This window comes from Rhodobacter sp. 24-YEA-8 (genome assembly GCF_900105075.1).
In the GTDB taxonomy this organism is placed as follows: Bacteria; Pseudomonadota; Alphaproteobacteria; order Rhodobacterales; family Rhodobacteraceae; genus Pseudogemmobacter.
Genome location: NZ_FNSK01000004.1, coordinates 39473 through 59727, shown reverse-complemented (window position 1 = coordinate 59727; position 20255 = coordinate 39473). Strand labels below are relative to the sequence as shown.

Annotated in this window: 24 protein-coding genes; 4 read left to right on the top strand and 20 right to left on the bottom strand. The window is 64.0% G+C overall.

Going from position 1 to position 20255, the window contains the following annotated elements; genetic code table 11:
• Positions 1-5: 5 nt before the first annotated feature.
• Genes BLW25_RS20670 through BLW25_RS20660 form a run of 3 tightly spaced genes read right to left on the bottom strand, consistent with a single transcriptional unit; the run spans position 6 to position 2669 of the window.
• Entirely contained in the window at positions 6-449 is a 444-nt protein-coding gene (locus BLW25_RS20670; protein WP_171909682.1) for a cupredoxin domain-containing protein, read from the bottom strand.
• Between the two features lie 10 nt (positions 450-459).
• The gene (locus BLW25_RS20665) at positions 460-1434 is read right to left on the bottom strand and encodes a PQQ-dependent catabolism-associated beta-propeller protein (protein ID WP_092903693.1); all 975 of its coding nucleotides are present in this window, start codon (positions 1432-1434) and stop codon (positions 460-462) included.
• A 41-nt stretch (positions 1435-1475) separates the two neighbouring features.
• Positions 1476-2669, bottom strand: coding sequence for an ABC transporter substrate-binding protein (locus BLW25_RS20660; protein ID WP_394328455.1), 1194 nt, complete (start codon positions 2667-2669; stop codon positions 1476-1478).
• A 183-nt stretch (positions 2670-2852) separates the two neighbouring features.
• On the opposite strand from BLW25_RS20660, the gene BLW25_RS20655 reads away from it, so the two are divergent.
• Together BLW25_RS20655 and BLW25_RS20650 are read left to right on the top strand one after the other, a co-directional pair.
• On the top strand, positions 2853-3380 hold the full coding sequence (locus BLW25_RS20655) for an SRPBCC family protein (RefSeq protein WP_092903692.1): 528 nt from the start codon (positions 2853-2855) through the stop codon (positions 3378-3380).
• Positions 3377-4321 carry a YncE family protein gene (locus tag BLW25_RS20650; RefSeq protein ID WP_092903691.1) on the top strand — a complete coding sequence of 315 codons (945 nt, stop codon included), beginning with the start codon at positions 3377-3379 and terminating at the stop codon, positions 4319-4321. Before BLW25_RS20655 ends, BLW25_RS20650 begins: the two co-directional genes overlap by 4 nt.
• Positions 4322-4326: 5 nt before the next feature.
• Here BLW25_RS20650 and BLW25_RS20645 read toward each other — a convergent pair whose 3' ends face one another.
• The 16 genes from BLW25_RS20645 to BLW25_RS24770 all read right to left on the bottom strand — a co-directional run bounded on the left by BLW25_RS20645 (position 4327) and on the right by BLW25_RS24770 (position 17913).
• Positions 4327-5139 (bottom strand): substrate-binding domain-containing protein, encoded by an 813-nt coding sequence (locus BLW25_RS20645; RefSeq protein WP_092903690.1) that lies wholly within the window; start codon positions 5137-5139, stop codon positions 4327-4329.
• Between the two features lies 1 nt (position 5140).
• Positions 5141-5647: a c-type cytochrome, methanol metabolism-related gene (locus BLW25_RS20640; protein WP_092903689.1), complete on the bottom strand. Its 507-nt coding sequence runs from the start codon at positions 5645-5647 to the stop codon at positions 5141-5143.
• 180 nt (positions 5648-5827) lie between these two features.
• Complete coding sequence (locus BLW25_RS20635; RefSeq protein ID WP_092903688.1) at positions 5828-7633, bottom strand: methanol/ethanol family PQQ-dependent dehydrogenase; 1806 nt, start codon at positions 7631-7633, stop codon at positions 5828-5830.
• A 252-nt stretch (positions 7634-7885) separates the two neighbouring features.
• Positions 7886-8359, bottom strand: a complete 474-nt coding sequence (locus tag BLW25_RS20630; protein ID WP_092903687.1) for a c-type cytochrome — start codon at positions 8357-8359, stop codon at positions 7886-7888.
• 33 nt (positions 8360-8392) lie between these two features.
• Positions 8393-9226: an S-formylglutathione hydrolase gene (gene fghA, locus BLW25_RS20625; RefSeq protein WP_092903685.1), complete on the bottom strand. Its 834-nt coding sequence runs from the start codon at positions 9224-9226 to the stop codon at positions 8393-8395.
• 93 nt (positions 9227-9319) lie between these two features.
• Positions 9320-10450, bottom strand: coding sequence for an S-(hydroxymethyl)glutathione dehydrogenase/class III alcohol dehydrogenase (locus tag BLW25_RS20620; RefSeq protein WP_092895544.1), 1131 nt, complete (start codon positions 10448-10450; stop codon positions 9320-9322).
• 129 nt (positions 10451-10579) lie between these two features.
• Entirely contained in the window at positions 10580-11161 is a 582-nt protein-coding gene (gfa, locus tag BLW25_RS20615; protein ID WP_092904020.1) for an S-(hydroxymethyl)glutathione synthase, read from the bottom strand.
• Positions 11162-11230: 69 nt separating this feature from the next.
• Positions 11231-12370 carry a BatD family protein gene (locus tag BLW25_RS20610; protein ID WP_092903683.1) on the bottom strand — a complete coding sequence of 380 codons (1140 nt, stop codon included), beginning with the start codon at positions 12368-12370 and terminating at the stop codon, positions 11231-11233.
• Positions 12364-12957, bottom strand: a complete 594-nt coding sequence (locus BLW25_RS20605; RefSeq protein WP_092903681.1) for a tetratricopeptide repeat protein — start codon at positions 12955-12957, stop codon at positions 12364-12366. The genes BLW25_RS20610 and BLW25_RS20605 overlap by 7 nt, the downstream gene beginning before the upstream one ends.
• Positions 12957-13886: a hypothetical protein gene (locus tag BLW25_RS20600; RefSeq protein ID WP_092903679.1), complete on the bottom strand. Its 930-nt coding sequence runs from the start codon at positions 13884-13886 to the stop codon at positions 12957-12959. Before BLW25_RS20600 ends, BLW25_RS20605 begins: the two co-directional genes overlap by 1 nt.
• Entirely contained in the window at positions 13883-14824 is a 942-nt protein-coding gene (locus BLW25_RS20595) for a VWA domain-containing protein (protein ID WP_394328454.1), read from the bottom strand. The genes BLW25_RS20600 and BLW25_RS20595 overlap by 4 nt, the downstream gene beginning before the upstream one ends.
• Positions 14821-15180, bottom strand: a complete 360-nt coding sequence (locus BLW25_RS24100) for a hypothetical protein (RefSeq protein ID WP_143040577.1) — start codon at positions 15178-15180, stop codon at positions 14821-14823. Before BLW25_RS24100 ends, BLW25_RS20595 begins: the two co-directional genes overlap by 4 nt.
• A complete protein-coding gene (locus BLW25_RS20590; protein ID WP_092903675.1) occupies positions 15177-16064 on the bottom strand; it encodes a DUF58 domain-containing protein in 888 nt (295 codons plus the stop codon). The genes BLW25_RS24100 and BLW25_RS20590 overlap by 4 nt, the downstream gene beginning before the upstream one ends.
• Entirely contained in the window at positions 16048-17028 is a 981-nt protein-coding gene (locus tag BLW25_RS20585) for an AAA family ATPase (protein ID WP_253188608.1), read from the bottom strand. Before BLW25_RS20585 ends, BLW25_RS20590 begins: the two co-directional genes overlap by 17 nt.
• A gap of 196 nt (positions 17029-17224) precedes the next feature.
• On the bottom strand, positions 17225-17677 hold the full coding sequence (locus BLW25_RS20580; protein WP_216279452.1) for a hypothetical protein: 453 nt from the start codon (positions 17675-17677) through the stop codon (positions 17225-17227).
• Between the two features lie 62 nt (positions 17678-17739).
• On the bottom strand, positions 17740-17913 hold the full coding sequence (locus BLW25_RS24770) for a helix-turn-helix domain-containing protein (RefSeq protein WP_216279451.1): 174 nt from the start codon (positions 17911-17913) through the stop codon (positions 17740-17742).
• Between the two features lie 120 nt (positions 17914-18033).
• Here BLW25_RS24770 and BLW25_RS20575 point away from each other — a divergent pair, with 120 nt between their 5' ends.
• Positions 18034-19305 (top strand): MFS transporter, encoded by a 1272-nt coding sequence (locus BLW25_RS20575; RefSeq protein ID WP_092903673.1) that lies wholly within the window; start codon positions 18034-18036, stop codon positions 19303-19305.
• A gap of 57 nt (positions 19306-19362) precedes the next feature.
• On the opposite strand, the gene BLW25_RS20570 is transcribed toward BLW25_RS20575, so the two are convergent.
• Entirely contained in the window at positions 19363-19755 is a 393-nt protein-coding gene (locus BLW25_RS20570) for a nuclear transport factor 2 family protein (protein WP_092903671.1), read from the bottom strand.
• A 105-nt stretch (positions 19756-19860) separates the two neighbouring features.
• Here BLW25_RS20570 and BLW25_RS20565 point away from each other — a divergent pair, with 105 nt between their 5' ends.
• Complete coding sequence (locus tag BLW25_RS20565) at positions 19861-20247, top strand: winged helix-turn-helix transcriptional regulator (RefSeq protein ID WP_092903669.1); 387 nt, start codon at positions 19861-19863, stop codon at positions 20245-20247.
• Positions 20248-20255: the final 8 nt, after the last annotated feature.

The window sequence follows — 20255 nt, the reverse complement described above, 5'->3', positions numbered from 1 at the left end:
TCCTTTCAGCGGATGTTGAAAATGGCCTTCTGGCTTTCTCCCGAGGATCCGGGGATAGACAGCGAAAAGCTGCCGGGGGTGATCGCGATAAAGCTGATCTCGGCGGTGCCGCCCGCGTCGAATTCCAGCGAATGCACGCCCATCGGGCGAATTTCGATTTTGTTGATCACGATCTCATTGATCCAGATCGAACGAAAGAAGTCGCCGCCCGACAAAGCCAGCTCGGCAGAACCATCGGCCACGATGTTCATCTTGTAATAGGTGCCCGATTTCAGATCGACGGGCCCGTCCGGCTGCACGGGCTTGCCCGAGCCGAGCATCAGATCCGGCAGGGTCACGCGGTTGGCCTTGCCCATCAGCCCGGCAAATCCGTAATCGAACTGCTGGGCAAGGCTGGCGCTGCCGGTCAGGGTCAGCGCGAGGGTGGCGGCAATGGCAATCGCTTTCATACTATCCTCCTCATTCCGTTTTGACCGCAACCACACCCCAGGGCTGCTCGCCCACCGGCACCGAAACCGTCACCTCATCGGTTGCGGTATCAATCACCGAGATGTCGTTGGAATTGCCGTTGGTGGTGTAGAGAAATTTGCCATCGGGCGAGAAAGCCAGCTGCCAGACCCGTTGCCCGACCAGCAGGTAATTTGTCACTTCGAGGCTTGCGACATCCACCACCGCCACCCGGTTCGCCGGCCCAAGCGCGACATAGGCCTTGGCCCCATCAGCGGTGACGCGCAGGCCTACCGGCTGCAATGCCTCGGGCAGGATCCCGGCCACCTCGAATGTGATGGTTCTGGTGATCTCATTCGTCGCAGTATCGATCACCGAAACGGTGCCGCCGATCTCGGCGGTGACAAACAGGATTTTGCCGTCCGGGGTATATTCGGCAAAGCGCGGGCGGCTGTCGACCAGTACATTGGCGACGATCTCATAGGTCGTCGTGTCGATCATATGCGCCATATTCGTGGTTTCCGAAGTGTTCACCACGATCTTGCCATCGGGCGAGACCCCCATCCCTTCCGGCTCCACCCCCACGGGCACTTCGGCCAGCACCTGTCGGGTCACCACATCGACCACGGTGACGATATTGTCGTCTTCATTGGCGATGAACAGCGGATTGCCCGAGGGATGGAGCACGAAAAGTTCGGGGTCGGGGCCGGAGGGCAGCGAGGGCAGCTCTTCATAGGTGGCGCTGTCATAGACCCGCACCAGATTGTCATCTGAGGCACAGACATAGATATGTTTGCCATCGGGCGAGGCGGTGATGCCGCGCGGGCGCTGCATGCCGGTGATGGTGTGGATCACCTCAAGTGTTGCCGAATCCAGAACCGTGACGGTATTGCCCTTTTCATTGGAGACGAAAATTTTGTCGGCCAGGGCCGGGCCGGCAAGGAAGGCAACCGAACAGGCAAGCGCGAGCCTGATCACGGGCTGCATCACGGGCCTGGTCACAGATCTTCTCATCCTCGTCCTCCTCCTCATCGTTTGCATTCGGTTTCCGCGCGATCGACGCCCAGGGTGTCGAGCTGGCTGACCTGATGCAGGAATTCCTCCTGCGGGCTGACCGAGGCGACCACATTGCCGGCCACCAGCAAGACCGGCTGGCGCAATTGCCCATCCCAGTCGCGGAAGGTCAGCTTTTGCCCCTTGAACGCTGCCAGATCGAATTTGTCCGACAGGATGAAGGCGCGCATCACGTCGAAATCGCCGCCTTTGGTGCGGGTTGCGGCCTCGCCGATCACCCGGAGCGCCATCCAGACCTGATAATCCTCATCGCGTGCCGGGCGGCCGGCCAGTTTCTCGAACCGGCTCTGAAACTGGGTGGCGCCCCAGGCCTCATGCGCCGGGCTCCAGCTTTCTGGCATCAGACCGGCAGAGCCCGCGACGGGGCTGGCATCCCAGCTGTGATAGGGCAGCCATGCGGCAAAGACGCCGGAGTGATCGGCGGCGACCAGGATGTCATGCGCGGGGGCCGACTGGGTGAAGACCGGCATCTGGCGCTGTACCTGCACATGGCCGGAATCCGATCTGCGCGCGCCGCCGGTATCTTCATAGATACGGGTTTCGACGATGGTCGCGCCGAATTTCTCGGCCGCCCTGCGATAGGCCGCGCCAAGCGCCTGGTCCTCCGGGTGGTTGCCCTCGATCAGGAACCAGCGATTCCAGCGTTTCCAGACCAGATATTGTGCCAGAGCATCCGTCAGCATCGCATCCGATGGCGCGACATGCAGCAGATTTGCGCGGCAATCTTTGCCCCGCAACGCGTCATCGGTGGAGGCCGCATTGATGACCAGCGCCTGGTCGCCCGCCATATCGGCGAGCCGCACCGTCGTAGCCGCGTCTGCCAAAGTCACGATATAGGGAATCCCGGCATCGAGCAGCTTTTGCATCTCTGCCTCTACGGTCTCTGGCGTCGCAAGCACTGTTTCCGTGGTGAAGCTCTGACCGAGAAACCCGCCGGTGGTGGCATTATCCGCAGTCCCGAGGCCGGCCCCGGCGAAACCCAGATCGTCAGGTGGTAGATCAAGCCGTGAGATCGGCATTGGCCCCGGCGCCACCACCCGGATCACCGCCACGCGATAATCGGTTGTCTCTTCGGCCATGGCGCCCGGTGCGGCGAGGGCCGTGACGGAAAACAAAAGGCCGGATGCAGCCCGGGACAGATTAATCATGCCATTCTCCCTTGCCTTACCTGGGCATGGCAAGGGCAGGTGACAAAGCAGTTTGTCTCTATAATAAAATAATAAGGTAATGATTTTAGGGCAGATAATACTTTTGGATGATTTGCCCGTAACTTAATTCAGGTCGCATCCTGCGGCAAAAGCGCGGCGCGCCGCCTGTGGGAGTATGCGGAAATGAAGAAACTGATGATTGCGATTTCGGCCTGCCTTGCCCTGCTGGCGGGCATGGCACAGGCCCATGGCCCGTCGCGGCTGAAATCCGAACAATCGGTGCTGCTGAATGCCAGCCCGGAGGAGGTCTGGGCGGTGATCGGTTCTTTCAGCGACATGACCTGGCTGCCCTCGGTCACCTCGATCACGGCGACGGGTGCCGAAAAAGGCGCGACCCGGGTGCGGGTGCTGGACAACGGTGTTTCGATCAATGAAGAGCTGCTGAAGATCGACCCGGCGAAATTCGCGATCTCGACCCGGCTGACCGAGGATAATCTCGATTACATCAAGGCCACCAATTACGCGCTGCATATCACCATCAAAGACGAAGGCGGCAAGGCCAGGGTCGAGCTGAAATCGGCCTTCTACCGCGCATTCCCGCAAAACGACCCGCCGGCGGATCTGAATGATGATGCGTCGACAGCCGCGGTGGAGGCGCTCGGCCAGCAGATGGTCGACGCGCTGCTGGTGCGGTTCGGCGCGGCAGGATGAGCCTGCGTCAGGCCTGCAGGGCACCCCTGTTCGGGGCGGCCTTATGCCTGGCCTGCCTTTATGGGGTACCCGGAGCCCGGGCCGATCTGGCCGCAATCACCTCGCAAAACGCGGATGCCCTGACACTTGTTGACACCGCAAGCCTTGAGATCCTGGCGAGCCTTCCCTTGCCGGGTAAACCCGCTGGCGTGGCAACGGATGCGGGCCGCGATCTGATCCTTGCGGTCGCGACCGATCCGGCGGCGCTGCATGTCTTTGACCTGAACGGCACTGCCCGCGCAGTCTGGCCACTGCCCGACGGGGTTTTCGGCATTGCGATACGACCCGAAAGCGGCACAGCGCTGGTCAGCGTCATCACCGGTTTTGTGGCCGAGATCGACCCGGAAAGCGGGCGAGAGCTCGGCCGCTGGCGAACCGGGGCGATGCCTTCGGGCGTCACCGCAGAGCCCGGTCTGATCGTGGTGGCCAATCGCGACGCGGACAGCGTGACCCTGATCAGAGCTGATGGCGCGCGCGAGGTCGCAACAGGTCATCACCCCTTTGGTGTGACGCTTTATGAGGGGCGGGCATTCGTGACCGATGTGCTCTCTGATCAGGTCAGCGTCATTGATTCTGCAAGCGCCAGGGTCATCGCCCGCATCCCGACCGGCGAGCGCCCCTATGCGGTGGCCTTTGCCGCCGGGAAGGGCTTTGTCAGCAATCAATATGAGGCGAGCCTGACCGTCTTTGATGCGGATTCGCTTGAGGTGCTGACCAGCATTGCAACCGATGACTATCCCGAGGGCGTCGCCGCCACCGCCGATGAAAGCCGTATTCTGGTGGCAAACTGGTTTTCAGACACAGTTCAGGTGATTGACAGCCAGAGCCTCGAGGTGATCGACAGCCTGGAAATGCCCGCCGGGCCGCGCGCTTTTGGCCGGTTCATCGCGGCGAAACCCTGACAGGGTTACGGTGCCTTCAGCGCCTTGCCGTAATCGTCAACCAGCGGCACCCCGGCTTCTCGCAGGATGGCATCGATCCCGGCCTGGTTGCGACGGATCAGGCTGTTCAGCTCATGTTTCCAGGTCAGCTCGCCGGCCCGCACGCCCATGGTGATGCGGAAAAACAGGCGCGGCGCGGCCTCTTCCTGCAACAGCGGGATCACTTTCAGCTTGGGATTGCCTTTTGCCAGCGGGCCGCCGATCGGTCCCCACAAAAGGGCGCCATCCGTCACGCCATCCTCAACATCGCGCAGCATATCGCCGGCGGGGTTCTCGACGCGGCGGTCGGTCATCAGATCATAGGGTTTCGCCAGTTTCATCATGCCAAGCCGCGCGACATGCGTTGTCGGCGGCGCCCCGGCCACCACCCCCAGGCGCTTGCCCTGCAGCGCCGGATCCGTCAGCCTCTCGACCGAGGCGAGATCGCCATCAGCGCGCACCACCAGAACATGGGTCGAGGTGTAATAATGATTGGTGTTCAGCACCATCTCATCACCCTGCGCAAAGCCGATCACCACATCGCATTTTCCGATGCTGAGCGTCTGGCGCAGAAAGCCGGTCACCTGGGGAAACCAGGTGTATTGCAGCGGGACATCCAGTTCTTTGGCAAAGAGCTCTGCGATGCGGTTTTCAAAACCGCTGCCATCCTCTGATGACAGCGGCACATTCGCCGGATCGGCGCAGACACGAAAGGCGTCGCGGTCCACCAGATCGGCCACCTGCGCCATGGCGGGCGCCGTCAGCCAGAGACAAAGCGTCGCCGCAAGGGCCGCGCGCATCTCAGCCCCCCATGCAGGCCTTTTCGGCCTCGGCATAGGCATCGGACTTGGCTTCTTTCTTGGCGGGGCGGCCACGCGGCACAACATCGGTGCCTCTCGCGCGCAGATAGGTATAAATATCATCAAGATAGCACATCACATTCGGATTGGTTCCGAAAGCGGGCATCACCTGGTTATCGGCGGCGCCGACATTCTTGCGGCCGCTGGCGACCACCCCGATAAAGTCATAATAATCCATCCGCAGGGCAGAGGCCTTCAGCGCCGGCGCATAGGTGGAGCCTTCGCCTTCCGGGCCGTGACAGACATGGCATTCCGCCTGATACCGGCGATAGCCCGAGAAGGTCGGCCAGTCGACGGTTCCATCCGCCTCGATCTTATAGGTGGGGGTGTCGTCAGAGTTGAACCAGCGGATACCGTCATTGGTGACCGCTTCGACATTAGGCTCCTCGGCGACGGCTGCGGTGGCAAAAAATGTCGCGAATGCCAGAAGCGGCATGCCAGCTTTCATCGGTTTGTCCTCCCAAGACGTTAAGAAAAGCCTAGACCGCGCGGGCCGCAGAGCAATTCAGACTTTAGTCTGACGGGCTGCGACCCCCCGATGTTTTCGCCTCTGGGTGCGGTCCGGACCTTGCCAAAATGAATGCGCCGCCCGGGTGGGGCGGCGCAGGCTGTTTTCAGAGAGACCGGTTCAGTTCGGCAGGGCAAAGACAGTCAGCTGGCCGCCGAGCGCGGTGTAATCCGAGAGCGCCGCATAGCCGCCAACGGCCCCAAGACCTTCGGTTGCATTGGTCAGGCCTGCCGCGAGACCGATGCCAGCCCAGCCCCCCACACCCGAGAGAACGCCCACATATTGTTTGTCGCCGCTCTTATAGGTGAAGATATTGCCGATGATGCCCGAGGGGGTTTTGAACTTGTAAAGTTCTTTGCCGGTCTCGGAGTCGACCGCCTTCAGGTAGCCCTCCAGCGTGCCGTAGAAGACGACATCACCCGAGGTGGCAAGCGCACCGGACCAGACCGAGAACTGCTCGGGCAGCGACCATTTGATCTCGCCCTTCACAGCATCCCAGGCGATGAAGTTCCCCATGCCGCCATGGCTGTCCGGTGCCGGGAACATCGAAAGCGTTGCGCCGACATAGGGCTGGCCTGCGGCATAGCTGACGCGGAACGGCTCATAATCCATGCAGACGTGGTTGGTGGGCACATAGAACAGCCCGGTTTTTGGCGAATAGGCCGCCGGCTGCTGGTCTTTGGTGCCAAGCGCCGCCGGGCAGATGCCGGTCGAATTGACGTCTTCGCCATTCTGCGCGGTCGAGTATTCTGCCACGACCAGTGGCCGGCCATAGGTTTCCGAATCCTTGTTCATATCGACTTCGGTCGCCCAGTTCACCGCCGGGTCATATTTCTCTGCCACCAGCAGCTCGCCGGATTCGCGATCCATCGTATAGGCAAAGCCGTTGCGGTCGAAATTGACCAGCAGCTTGCGCATGGTGCCGTCGATTTCCTTGTCGACCAGGATGTTTTCATTCACCCCGTCATAGTCCCATTCGTCATGCGGGGTTTTCTGGTAGAACCACTTTGCCATGCCGGTATCGACATCGCGGGCCATGATCGTCATCGACCATTTATTGTCACCCGGGCGCTGGCTGGGGTTCCAGGTCGAAGGGTTGCCGGTGCCGTAATAGATCAGGTTCAGCTCGGGGTCATAGGTGGTCCAGCCCCAGGTGGTGCCGCCCCCGATCTGCCACTGGTCCCCCTCCCAGGAATTCAGCGAGCTGTCGGCGCCGATCGGCTTGCCAAGGACCATGGTCTTTTCGGGATCGACCAGCATCTCGGCATCCGGGCCGGTCGAATAGGCGCGCCAGGCCATTTTGCCGTCAGCGATATTATAGGCCGTCATATGGCCACGCACGCCATATTCACCGCCTGAAATGCCGATCAGCACCTTGTCTTTCACGATCAGCGGCGTTGCGGTCGAGGTCTCGCCTTTGGCCGGATCGCCATTGACCACCGACCATTTCACTTCGCCGGTCTTTTCGTCCAGCGCGACCAGCGTGGTATCGGCCTGGCTGAGGAAGATCATGCCATCACCATAGGCAAGACCGCGATTGACGGTGTCACAGCACATCACGCCGATCACGTCAGAATTCTGCTGCGGGTGATAGCGCCACAGGATTTTGCCGTCATTCTTCAGGTCAAGCGCATAGACATTGTTCGGGAAGGGCGTATGGACATACATCACATCGCCGATCACCAGGGGCGCGCCCTCATGACCGCGCAGTACTCCGGTCGAGAACGTCCAGGCCACCTGCAGGTCGCCGACATTGTCCTTGGTGATATCGCCGAGTTCGGAATAGCGCGTCCCGGCATAGTTCAGCAGCTGGGTAACCAGCTGGCCCGAATTCTTGATACCTTCCGTCACCGAGTCATTGGCAAATGCCGGTGCGGCCACAGTTGTCAGCAAACCTGCTGCAAGTCCTAATAGCTTCGCTCTCATGGTCATCCTCCCGGAACGCGGTTTCGCTGGCACTCCCCGCTTCTCCCGATCTCCTCCGGGGATATGGCGGTGGATTCTTATATCTTTCTTATGAAGCGACCTGAGATCGGTTCTGTCAACGAGGCCGCCACTCCCCTGCGACCAAAGTATGAGCCGGTGTCTGCCACTGTCGCGGTGCCAGAAATGAAAGGGCCACACCCGTTCATGGATATGGCCTTTCCTGCTTAACACGTGATGCCTGAGGCGCGGTTATTATTCGGCCGGGGTCGCCTCAGATGCGGCGTCGGGCTCCGCATCCGGCGCCGCTCCGGGTGCCGCCTCGCCGGCGGCAACACCCTCGGGATGCAGGCTGATCAGATAGGCGACCACATCGGCCCGCTCTTCGGGCTTTTTCAGCCCGGCAAAGGTCATCTTGGTCCCTGGCGCCATTTTCTTCGGGTTTTCAAGAAAGAGATCCAGCTCTTCCGGGGTCCAGATATGGCCCTCTTCTCCCATTGTGCGCATGACCGTCGAATACGCAAATCCTTCCAGCGTGCCGGTTTTGCGGCCGACAACGTCATGCAGATTGGGCCCGGCCTTTGAGGGACCATCTGCGGCCACCGTATGGCAGGCCATGCATTTCTTGAAAGACTTCTCGCCCTTGGCCGGATCCCCTTCGGCAAATGCCGGCAGAGACAGCCAGGGCAGCAATGCCGCCATCAGAGCGGCGCGCAGGGTGGCGGACATTTGGTTTCCTCCTCAGGACGATGTCAGCATGGGTCAGGCTTCGGCCAGCCGCTCCGCGTGGAAACGGATGTGATCCTCCATCACGCTGGATACGAAGAAATAACTGTGGTCATAACTGTCAAGAAGCCGGAAGCGGAGCGGCTGACGCCGCGCCGTGGCCGCGGCGAGCAGCGCCTCGGGTTTCAGCAGATCCAGAAACTGATCGCGCGCGCCCTGGTCGATCATGACCGGCCCGGGAAAGCCCCTCTCGGACATCAGGATACTGGCATCATGGCGGGCCCAGCCAGCCTCATCCGGACCGAGATAGGCGGTGAACTGCTTTCTGCCCCAGTCACTTGCGACCGGGTTCGAGATCGGCGCCAGCGCCGAAACCGAGGCATAGGTCTCGGGATGGGTCATGGCGATGGTCAGCGCGCCATGACCGCCCATCGAATGACCGGTGATGCCCTGGCGTTCACGATCCAGCGGAAACCTGTCGAAGACCAGCGCCGGCAGTTCATGGACGATATAGTCCCACATCCGGAAATGCGCCGACCATGGCGTCTCAGTTGCATTGACGTAAAAGCCGGCGCCCTGGCCCAGATCATAGGCCTCGTCATTGGCAACCCCCGGGCCGCGCGGGCTGGTATCGGGGAAGATCAGCGCGATACCGGCATCGGCGGCCCATTTCTGTGCCCCGGCCTTGGTCATGGCATTCTCATGGGTGCAGGTCAGGCCCGAGAGGAACCAGAGCACCGGCACGTTCCGGATGCGGGCTGCCGGGGGCAGGTACACGGCAAAGGTCATCTCACAGCCGCAGACATCCGAGCCATGCGCATAAACGCCCTGCACGCCGGCAAAAGCGGCGTTCTCTGAAATGGTCTTCATGCTGCTCTGTCTCCGCCCCTTTCCTTTTGCCTGGAATATTTCTGCCTTAGCCCGCCGCCCCCGTAGGGGCGGGCGGTCTCTGGCCGGTTGTCCTTAATAGACCACGACCGCCCGGATCGACTTGCCCTCATGCATCAGATCGAAACCATGGTTGATCTCTTCCAGCTTCAGCTGATGGGTGATCATCGGGTCGATCTCGATCTTGCCATCCATGTACCAGTCGACGAATTTCGGCACATCGCGGCGGCCTTTCGCGCCGCCGAATGCGGTGCCCTTCCAGACCCGTCCCGTCACCAGCTGGAACGGCCGTGTCGAGATCTCGGCCCCCGCCGGCGCCACGCCGATGATCACGGAAACACCCCAGCCGCGATGCGAGCATTCCAGTGCGTCGCGCATCACTTTGACATTGCCGGTCGCATCGAACGAATAATCGACACCGCCAAGATGATCCGCGCCGCGCTTCGTCAGATTGACGATCTCCTGCACCACGCTGCCTTCGATCTTCGAGGGATTCACGAAATGCGTCATGCCGAATTTGCGCGCCATTTCCTCTTTATCGTCATTCAGATCGACGCCGATGATCATATCTGCGCCCGCCATCCTGAGGCCCTGGATCACGTTCAGCCCGATGCCGCCAAGGCCAAACACCGCCGCGGTCGAGCCGATCTCGACGCCTGCGGTATTGATCACCGCGCCGATGCCGGTGGTCACGCCGCAGCCGATATAGCAGATCTTGTCGAACGGCGCGTCATCGCGGACCTTGGCCAGCGCGATCTCCGGCATCACCGTATGGTTCGCAAAGGTCGAGCAGCCCATGTAATGATAGACCGGCGTGCCATCGAGCAGCGAGAAGCGCGTGGTGCCGTCGGGCATCAGCCCCTGGCCTTGCGTATTGCGGATCGCGGTGCAGAGATTGGTCTTGCCCGACAGGCAGGAATAGCATTCCCGGCATTCCGGCGTGTAAAGCGGGATCACATGATCGCCGGGCTTCAGCGTCGTCACGCCCTCGCCGACCTCGATCACGATCCCGGCGCCCTCATGGCCGAGGATACAGGGGAAGATCCCTTCGGGATCCGCGCCGGAACGGGTGAATTCATCGGTATGGCAAAGCCCCGTGGCCTTGATCTCCACCAGAACCTCGCCCCGCTTCGGGCCTTCCAGGTTCACTTCCATGATTTCAAGCGGTTTGCCTGCAGCAAGAGCGACGGCGGCACGGGTACGCATGGGGCAGATCCTTAACATGCTGTCTTTGTGACGCCACGCCGCCGGACAGATCCGGGGCATGACGGGGTTTCGGGCAGAAATCCACGGTCCGGAGAGGGTATTGCACCGCGCCGGACGCCAGGGATCCGCTCAGGCGGGGAGGGCGCCGGATTTTTTCGCGGCATGGGTGGCGATCGCGTCCATCAGCGGCGGCGACAGCGCGTCATAGGGTTCCAGCCCCAGTTCGCGCAGCCGGCCCCGGATGCCCTCCATCCGCGACGGATCCACACCGGATTCGATCACCGAGGATACAAAGGCCGCGAATTGCGGTTCTGACCAGCCCGACTGATCCGAAAGCTCGGTATGCACGAAATCGAGACCGTAGAACGGGTGTTCCTTATTCTCGATCCGGCCATACATATGCGCGCCGCATCCGGTGCAGGCGTGGCGTCGGATCGGCGCGGCCTCATTCACGATCTTCAGCTTGCCCTCATTGGCGGTGACGCTGACCGCGTCGCGCCCGACAACGGCGATCTGCGCGAAGACTGATCCATCGGGTTTCCAGCATTTGGTGCAGCCGCAGACATGGTTATGCGCGGTCTGCGCCGAGACCTTCACCTCGACCCGGTCGCTGGCACAATTGCAATGCAAAGTGCCGCCGCCGAAGCCGGCAGATCCCTTTTTCACGCCGCCATCCACTGCCGGATGGATTTTCACATTCTCATAGGTCACGATATGTTCCTCCCCGGCCACAGCGGCCCTGCAATCTGCACTATTGAACGCGTCCCGGCTCCGGACAATTCAGCCAAAGGTGTGAGGCGGCGGCACAGAGACCGGCGATTCCGGCGGCCGCCCATAGATCTGCGAGTCGAGCCGGGCGAGCCTTTCCGGCGCTGCGCCTGCCTCGCCCAGCAGGCGGCGCAGGGTCAGAAGATCGTCTTTGCGCCAGGCCTGCCAGCGGCGGATCAGCGCCGGCGGCCCATAGCGCGCCCGCAGCCGGCGCAGCGCCTGACCGCTCCGATCCGGGCGCAGTCGCCAGGCGGCAAGGCCAAAGCCTGATGCAAGCCCAAGCGCCACCATGGCCGCCAGCGCCAGCCTCTGGCCCGTGGCGATCACCCCGCGCGGCACCTGGCCGGTGTAGAAGCTGGCATAGCCGATGGTGAGGGCAGGAATTTCGACCGTCTCGATCTGGCGCGAGCGGGTGTTGAAATACGGGATCTTCACCGGCTCCAGCACGCCGGGCTCGCCGGTATGGGGGCGGAATTGCCAGGACCAGATCACCTCGGTCTCGGGCCCGCTCTCTGTCCGGACCAGCTCGCGTCTTGTGGGGGCGGCAAAGGTGATCAGCCAGTTTTCTGACACGACAGGGCGGGGCGGGATCTGTTCGGGCAGCGCATCAACCACCCGCAGCCGGATCACCCGCGTCACCGTTTCCCCATCGGCAAGATGTGCCGCATCGGTCGACAGCTCTTCGGTCAGTTCAATCTCTGATGCCGCGAAATGCCAGCCTTTCAGCGCCGGAAACTCTCCCACCGAGAGCAGCAGGGGCGGCGCCACCACCGTCGCATCCTCACGCTGGCTTTGTTTGTTGATGATGGTCAGCTGATGGCGCACCGGGCCGAATTGCAAAGGCCCCGCGCGCTTTGGCCAGAGCGCCAGCCTGCGCTCCATCACGATCTTCGGCAGGCCGTCGATACGCTCTTCATGCCAGTCATCGGGATGGGTCTGGATCCAGTCGAACGCCGTGCTGGGCGTGATCTCCAGCTTTTCATTGGCGATTTTGTAGTCGTAAACGGCGCGGATGATGACGGGGATCATCTCACCCACCACTGGTTGCGGGCCATCGCCATCTCGCAGGATGGACAGCTTCAGCCCGGTCTCAGCGCCTGCCGCGAGGGGGAGCATCAGCAGCGTAAGGATCAGAGCAAGCAGTCTTACCATGGGTCCCCCTGATCCGGCGCGGTCAGCCCCATCGAAAGTCGGCGCAGATGTTCGGCCTCGAGCCGGAGGCGCAGAAACTCGCCGGGATCGTCCTGGATGCTTTCAAGCCAGGTGCCATCTGCGACCCGGCCACCGGCATCCAGCGGTTTCCCCAGCCGCTTGATCTCGTCAAAGGGGACGCCGGTCGGGCTGGCGATCACTTTCGCGGCGATCCGCCCGGCGGCATTGGCCTCGCCCAGATGCGGGGGCACCAGCGCATTGACCGCATTGCGGTTTTCGCGCGCGATACTGTCGGCGGGATTGGCGAAGAGGACCGCATCGAAATAGGCAAGCGACAGCGGCAGATCGCCGGTCATCGCAAGCGAGAGGCCCCGGTTATAGGTCGAGACCCGGCCCGCCGCGCGAAAGGCGTCATCCGCGGCCTGATACTCCCCCGCCTGATAGAGCGCGACGCCCCGGATCGCGGGATCCTCCAGCAGGGGGACGGCGAAAGCGGGCAGACCCGCAAGGATCAAAAGCTTTGCCAGCGGCACCTTACCCGCCAGCATCAGGGCCAGAAGCCCGGACAGGAAAAGGGCGATCCGCATCAGCGCCACCTCAGGAACAGCGGGAACAGGCAGGCCAGTGCCAGCACCAGCAGCCATGGCCCGAGATCGCGCATCCCGGCGCCGGCGACATCTTCGCGCGCCAGTTTCGCACTGCGGGCGCGGGTGATCGCGGTGGAAAGGCCCGAGATATCCGCAAATGCATAGCTCTCGCCGCCGCCGGCCCGGGCAATGGCTGCCAGGCCCGCCGCATCCTGAGCCGGCGCGGCGGCGGCAGGGGTCAGGGCCAGCCCCCAGACCCTGGCGCCATCATGGGCAAGGCGCGCTGCCTCCTCGGTGGCGCGCGGGCCGCTGCCACCGCCATCGGTGACAAGCACCAGATCGACACCGCCCGGCAGGCTGTGTCCCTCTCCATCCGCTGTCGAAAACAGATCGCGCGCCATGGCCAGCGCGATATCCGGTCGGCTGCCGGCAATCGGTGCGGTTTCGCGGTCTAGAACACCGATCAGGCTGAGGAGAGTATCGCTGTCGGTGGTGGGCGCCGAGGCAAGCCAGGCATCGGCGGTGTAAAGCATCATGCCAACGGGGCGTCCCGCCGCTGCGGAGATCAGCCCGGCCGCAGCAGCCTGCAGGTCTGACAGGTTTCGCGCCTCAGAGACCACCGAGGGCGAGAGGTCCAGCATCAGAACAAGCGGATCCAGCGCGCGCAATTCGGTCCTGCCGGCCTGGGGCACCGCAGGGCCCGACAGCGCCAGGGCCGTCACACCGGCAGCAATGAAGGGCAACAGCATGACCCGGTTTCCCGCACTGTTGCGCAGCCAGCCCAGTTGCAGGAGCACCGGGATCAGCGCAGGATCCGTGACAGCCGTCCAGGCCCCGCGCCGGTTGCGCCGCAGCGCGAAGACCGCCAGCGTCAGAACCGGGATCAGCGCCAGCAGCCAGGCGGGCCGCAACAGCAGGAAGCCGCTCATCCCCATCGCCTCCAGCCAGCGACCAGGGTCAGCAGCAGGGCCAGCGCGGCGGGCCAGGTCCAGACCGGATACGGCACTTCGACCGGCGGGCGCCTTGTGGGGTTAGGCTCCAGGCGGTCAAGTGCTCCGGCCATCGCCTGCAGATCGGCCGTCGTGCGCACGCGGAAGGTTTCGCCGCCTGCCTCTTGCGCAATGGCGCGCAGCATCGCCACATCCACCGCGTCGCGGGCGGCGGGCCGGGTCTCCAGATCCTCGGGTCCAAGGGCGACGGTGTGGATCCGCACCCCGACCTTTGCCGCAAGGCCGGCGACAAGGCGCGCATCGGTGCGGTCCGCCGTCTCGCGCCCGTCCGAAAGCAGCACGATCACCCTGGCATCCGAGGCCTCGGCAAGGCTGCGTCTGAGGGCCAGCCCAAGCCCTTCGGAAATCGCGGTCGAACGCCCGGTCAGGCCGATCTCCGCCTCATCCAGCGCCCGGCTGACCGCTTTCAGATCATAGGTCAGCGGCGCTGCGACATAGGCGCGGTCGGCAAAGACCACGAGGCCAATCCGGTCGCCGCCGCGCGCCGCGATGAAAGATTTCGCCACCTGTTTCACCGCCTCAAGCCGGGTGACGGTGGCGCCGTCCAGCGCAAAATCGGGCGTCGCCATACTGCCCGACATATCCAGCGCGATTATGATATCGCGGCCAGAGGCGCTTTGATCGGGCATCAGCACAACCCGTTCGGGCCCGGCCAGTGCAAGGCAGAGGCTGGCCCAGATCAGCGCCAGCAACAAAAGCGACCGGTGATGCTCCGGCGCCTCGGCCGGGCGGGCGACGGCGGCGATGCCTTCGGGCAGCTCCATCACCTGTCCTCCGCCGCTTTGCACTGGCAGCAGCCGTGCCAGCAGCGGCAAAGGCAGCAATAAAAGGGCGAGGGGCGTGGCGAATGTGATCACGGGGCGGCCCGCCGCCTGCGCTGCCGGATCAGCGCCTCCAGTCGGGCAGGATCGGCCCCTTTGCGGGAATAGAGATCCTGGCGCAGATCTTCGGGGATAGGGCATCCGGTTGCGGTTGCAATCCGGGCGAGGGCAAGGCTTCGTTCCGCCTCGGGCAGTGCTGCCGCTGCGGCAAGCCTCGCGCGCATGCGCGGCACTGCAGGGCGGCGGCGCAGCAAGGGCATTGCCAGCGTCAGGATCAGCGCGGCGAGGATCAGGCCAAGGCCAAAACCGGCCAGAAAATCGCCTGCGCCAGGGGCGGCAAAGGTCTCAGGCAGGCGCGGCGGATGCAGGCTGTGAAGCAGATCGTCATTCATGGCGATGATCCGGCAGTGGAAATCCGGCGCACGGTCTGGCCCGGCACCTGATAGCGCACGGCCCGCGCTTCCCGCGCTGCGGGCAGCGGATCAAGGCGCAGATGCAAGGCCTCTCCGGCCCGGGTGATACAGGGCATCGCCATGGGGGGCGGCGCGGTCTCCGCCGCGTCTTCGATCAGCAAAAGCTGCAACGGGCCACGCGCGCGCAAGGCTGCAAGGGCGGCATCCAGCCCTTCACCCGGCAGATCCAGCCCGGTGGCAAGCAGGATGCCGGCGCCGCGGGGCACCTGACGGGCCAGTTGCGCGAGGGCAGGGGCCAGCGCCAGGCTTTCTCCCTTCCCCGGGCCTGCCCGCTCCAGCGCTGCGGCATGGGCATCGGCGAGGCAGGCCGCCACCCCTGCCATGCCGCGATGCCGCGGGCGGGGCAGCCGGACCTGGGGCCCGTCATCGGTCAGCACGGCTGCCCCGACCGCACCACCCGCCAGAATGGCCTTCCACCCTGCCAGCATCAGCGTCTCTGCCGCCGCGACCGAGCGCAGCCTGCCCCGGGTTCCCCAGAGCATCGGTCGCCGGAAATCCGCAAGCAGCATCAGATTATATTCGCGATCCTCATGAAAGCTGCGCAGCTGCGGCGCGCCGGTTCTTGCAGTGGCGGCGGCATCGATATGGCGAGGATCATCGCCCTCGGCAAAGGGGCGCAGTTCACGGATTTCATGGCCATTGCCCCGGCGGCGGGTGGCTGTATTGCCCGGGCGCTCAGCGAGGCTCGCCGCATCGCGCAGCTCTTTCGCCGCCAGCGGTTCCAGCGCCATCAGCCGCCCGGTGCTGAGCCCTGCGGGGTCGGCAGCGGCGCTGGCGCGGGGCGGGTCACCACGGACGGACATGGGCCAGCAACCGCTCGACAAGATCCCGGGGGCTGAGACCTTCGGACACCGCCCGCCAGCTGGGGATCAGCCGGTGCGAAAGCGTATCGGCCGCCAGTGCGTCGACATCCTCCGGCAGCGCATTGTCGCGCCCCAGCAGCGCCGCCCGCGCCCGTGCGCCCGCTGCGAGCGCAAGCGTGCCACGCGGCGAGACGGCATGTTCGATCAGCCCCTCCAGCGGGCCTCCCGCTGTTTCCCGCGTCGCCACCACCAGCCGGACAATGAAATCCTTCAGCGCCGGTGCAAGGAAAATGTCTGCGACAGCCACCCGCGCGGCGCGGATCGTCGCGCTGTCCAGCTTGTCGACGGGCGGCGGCGGCGCTTCTCTGGCCTCGCTCTCGACGAGATCCAGGATGGCGCGTTCGGTGGTGGCATCGGGCAATCCGAGGTTCAGATGCAGCAGAAAGCGGTCAAGCTGCGCCTCGGGGAGCGGAAATGTGCCCTCATGCTCGATCGAGTTCTGCGTGGCGACCACCATGAATGTATCCGGCAGGCGGCGGGTGACCCCCGCAGTCGTCACCTGGCCCTCGCCCATGGCCTCCAGCAGCGCGGATTGGGCCTTGGGCGGCGCGCGGTTGATTTCATCCACCAGTACCAGATCGTGAAACACCGGCCCCGGCTGAAAGTCGAAACGACCGCCATCGGGGCGGAAGATCTGGGTGCCGACAATATCCGAGGGCATCAGGTCAGGCGTGCACTGGATGCGGGCGAAGCCGCCGCTCAGCCCCTGCGCAACCCGCTTCACTGCGCGGGTCTTGGCCAGGCCAGGCGGCCCCTCGATCAGCACATGACCGCCGGTCAGCAGCGCGATCATCAGCCGCTCGACAAGGACGTGATGGCCTATCAGCCCCGCCGAAACGTCGCGGGCCAGCCCGGCCACCTGCCGGAGCGGCGTCGGATTACCGGGATTACCGTCAGCTGTCACCTTCCACCTCCGGGATCAGGGTCCGCAGGGATCAGACTGTCAGCCTTTGCGCTTCGGGGCCAGCGAGGCGTCACCATACTTTGGAATGACGACGCCTGCGGCATGCCGGGCGGCGTTGACGCAGATCAGGCGCGGCTGCCGCCCATCCGGGATCAGCTGCCGAACGGGGCCGGGAGGCCAGTGGCGCTAGGCCGACTTAGCCGCCAATGGTCTCGACCCCGAAGGCCTGCCTGAACCCGATCCTTCCGGCAGGCGTAATCTCCAGCGCCCGCGTGCCTGCGCGGCGCCGGACCCAGGCCTGATCCAGCGCATGGCTGCAGATTGCGGCGCCCAGGGCACCGGCCAGATGCGGGCGGCGCTCGCTCCAGCCCAGACAGGGGCGGCAGACCGGACGGGTGCCACCGGCGGGTGTGAGGATGCCGAGCGCCTGCATTTGCGCGCGACCGGCTCCGGTCAGCGCAGCGGCATCGCCTTCGATTTCGACCGCCCCGCTGGTGTGCAGGGCATCGGCGATGCTGACGCCAAGCGCCCCCGCGAGATGGTCATAGCAGGTGCGTGCCTGCCGCAGGGCCGCGTCCCTGGGGCCGATACGGGGTAAGGGCCGGGCCAACGAGATGCCTCCCGCGATCTGCATGACGCTTTCGATCATCCGCGCGACCCCGGCACTGGCAAGGCGGTGATAGCGGTGGCGTCCCTGCTTTTCCGCCGTGATCAGCCCGACCGAGGCCAGCCGGGCCAGGTGGCCGTCTGCGGCGTGATTGCGGCGACTTCGGCCAGTTCTGTGGCCGTCAGGGCGCGCCCGTCCATCAGCGCCGCCAGCATGGCGGCGCGCGCAGGCTCGCCCACGGCGGCGGCCACTTCGGCAATGCGGTTCGATGTGGACATGGGGGCCTCCGGTTGCGGGGCAGTCTGGCACAAATCGTTGTTGAATGCTTCGGGTTTCACCGAAGCATCCCGGTCCGGGTTGCGGGCATAACGGGCATGACATCACCGGGAGTTTCGACCATGCCGCTGCCTGCCCGAACTGCCCGTCCGTTCTTTGGCTGGCATGTCGTCGCTGCCACTTTCCTCCTCGCCATTTTCGGCTGGGGCGTGGGATTCTACGGCCCGCCGGTGTTTCTTTACGCAGTCGTCGCGCGGACCGGCTGGCCGGTGGCGATGGTCTCGGCTGCGGTGACGGTGCATTTCCTGTTCGGGGCCGGGGTGGTGGCCAATTTACCGCGGCTTTACCGGCGTATCGGGGTACCGGTTGTGACCGTGACCGGGGCGGGATTGCTCGCCATCGGTATTCTTGGCTGGGCGCTGGCCGCGCATCCCTGGCAGCTGTTCCTCGCGGCGCTGGCGAGCGGCGCGGGCTGGGTGGCGATGGGGGCCGCTGCGGTGAATGCGCTGATCGCGCCCTGGTTCAGCCTGCGCCGTCCTGCCGCCCTGGGCATGGCCTATAACGGCGCAAGCCTTGGCGGCGTCCTCTTCTCACCGCTCTGGATCACGCTGATCGTGGGCATCGGCTTTGTCCCGGCTGCGCTGACCATTGGCGGGGTCATGGTTGTCGTGGTCGGGATGCTGGCCGTGCTGGTGTTCCGGCACACACCCGACAGCATGGGGCAAAACCCCGATGGCTCCGAGTCCCCGCGCCCGCAGACCGTTCCGACCAGGGCCCCGGCGCGCAGATCCCTCCTGCGCGACCGCAAATTCCTGACCCTGGCTGCGGGCGTGATGCTGGGTCTTTTCGCCCAGATCGGGCTGCTGGCGCATTTTTTCTCGCTGTTGGTTCCGGTGCTGGGCGAGGGGATGACGGGCCTTGCGATGGCGGGTGCCACCCTCGCCGCGATCCTTGGGCGGTCGATGGTCGGCTGGTTGATGCCCGCGACCGCCGACCGCAGGCTGGTCGCCTGCGCCAGCTACGGCGTGCAGGTGACCGGCTCGCTTCTGTTCATCCTGGCCGCAGGTGATGCTTGTCTGTGGCTGTTCCTCGGCATCGCGCTGTTCGGTCTGGGGATCGGCAATGCGACATCGCTGCCGCCCCTGATCGCGCAGCAGGAGTTTTCCCCGGCCGTGACCGCCCGCGTGGTGCTGCTGATCGTCGCCATCGGTCAGGCAGGCTATGCCTTTGCCCCGGCTGCATTCGGATTGCTGCGCCCGGGCGATACGGCAGGCACTGAGGCATTGTTCCTCTGCGTCGCCGCCATTCAAGTCGCCGCAATCGGATGCCTGCTTGTGGGGCGAGGACCTGCGATGAGACAGCGGCACCAAAAAACGGGCCCCAAGCCGTTGTGACCTGAACCCGTCCCTCACCGGATTTCCGGCGGGCTTCAGGGCCTTTGATCTGCTACGTCAGCCCCAGAACCGGTCTTCGGCGGCCTGATCTTCTGAGAACAGCCAGACTTCGCGGATCCTGCCTCCCTCGATCCGGAGAAGGTCGATACCGTTCATCGCCATTTCGGCGCCCTCACGGCTGGCGCGGAAATGCACAGTCGCCGCAACCAGATCGCCATTCGCCAGAAAGGTTCCGACCCTGTCGATGGCAAAGCTGCCACCGCTGCGCTGCATGAAGGCGCCGATCAGCCCGAAGACGGCATCGCGGCTGGTATATTTGCCGGAGAGGCTGCTGCGGCCCGGCTGATGCCAGCCCAGATCTTCTGCCAGAAGATCGGTCAGAGCGGGAATGTCGCCTGCTGCCACGGCGGCAAAGTACCGGCGGGTGATGTCGATGGTCTCGGTGCTCATGAATGTCTCGCCTGAACGGGGTGAAAGCTTGCACCGGAGCTAGGTGCTCTGGTATTTTTCCGCAAGAAAGCACCTTTTTGTGCTATAGCTACCTAAAGGTAACCAATGGACATGCCCGATCGCCCGGCCTGGAATGTGTTTCAGGCAACATGCCCTACGCGGAAAGTCCTGGACTGTATTTCCGACAAATGGGCGGTGCTGGTGGTCGGCCTTCTGATGGGCGGCACCAGACGTTTTGGCGAGTTGCGTCGCGGTATTGAGGGCGTATCGCAGAAGATGCTGACCCAGACCCTGCGGGCGCTGGAGCGGGACGGTATCGTGCAGCGGAAGGTATTCGCCTCCGTTCCTCCGAAGGTGGAATATACGCTGACCCCGCTTGGCCACTCGCTGTCGCATCTGGTGGATGCGCTGCGGATCTGGGCCGAGGCCAATGTCGATCAGGTGCTGCAAAGCCAGATTTTGTATGATCAGGCGGGGGCAGATGCCGGGTAGCATCTGCC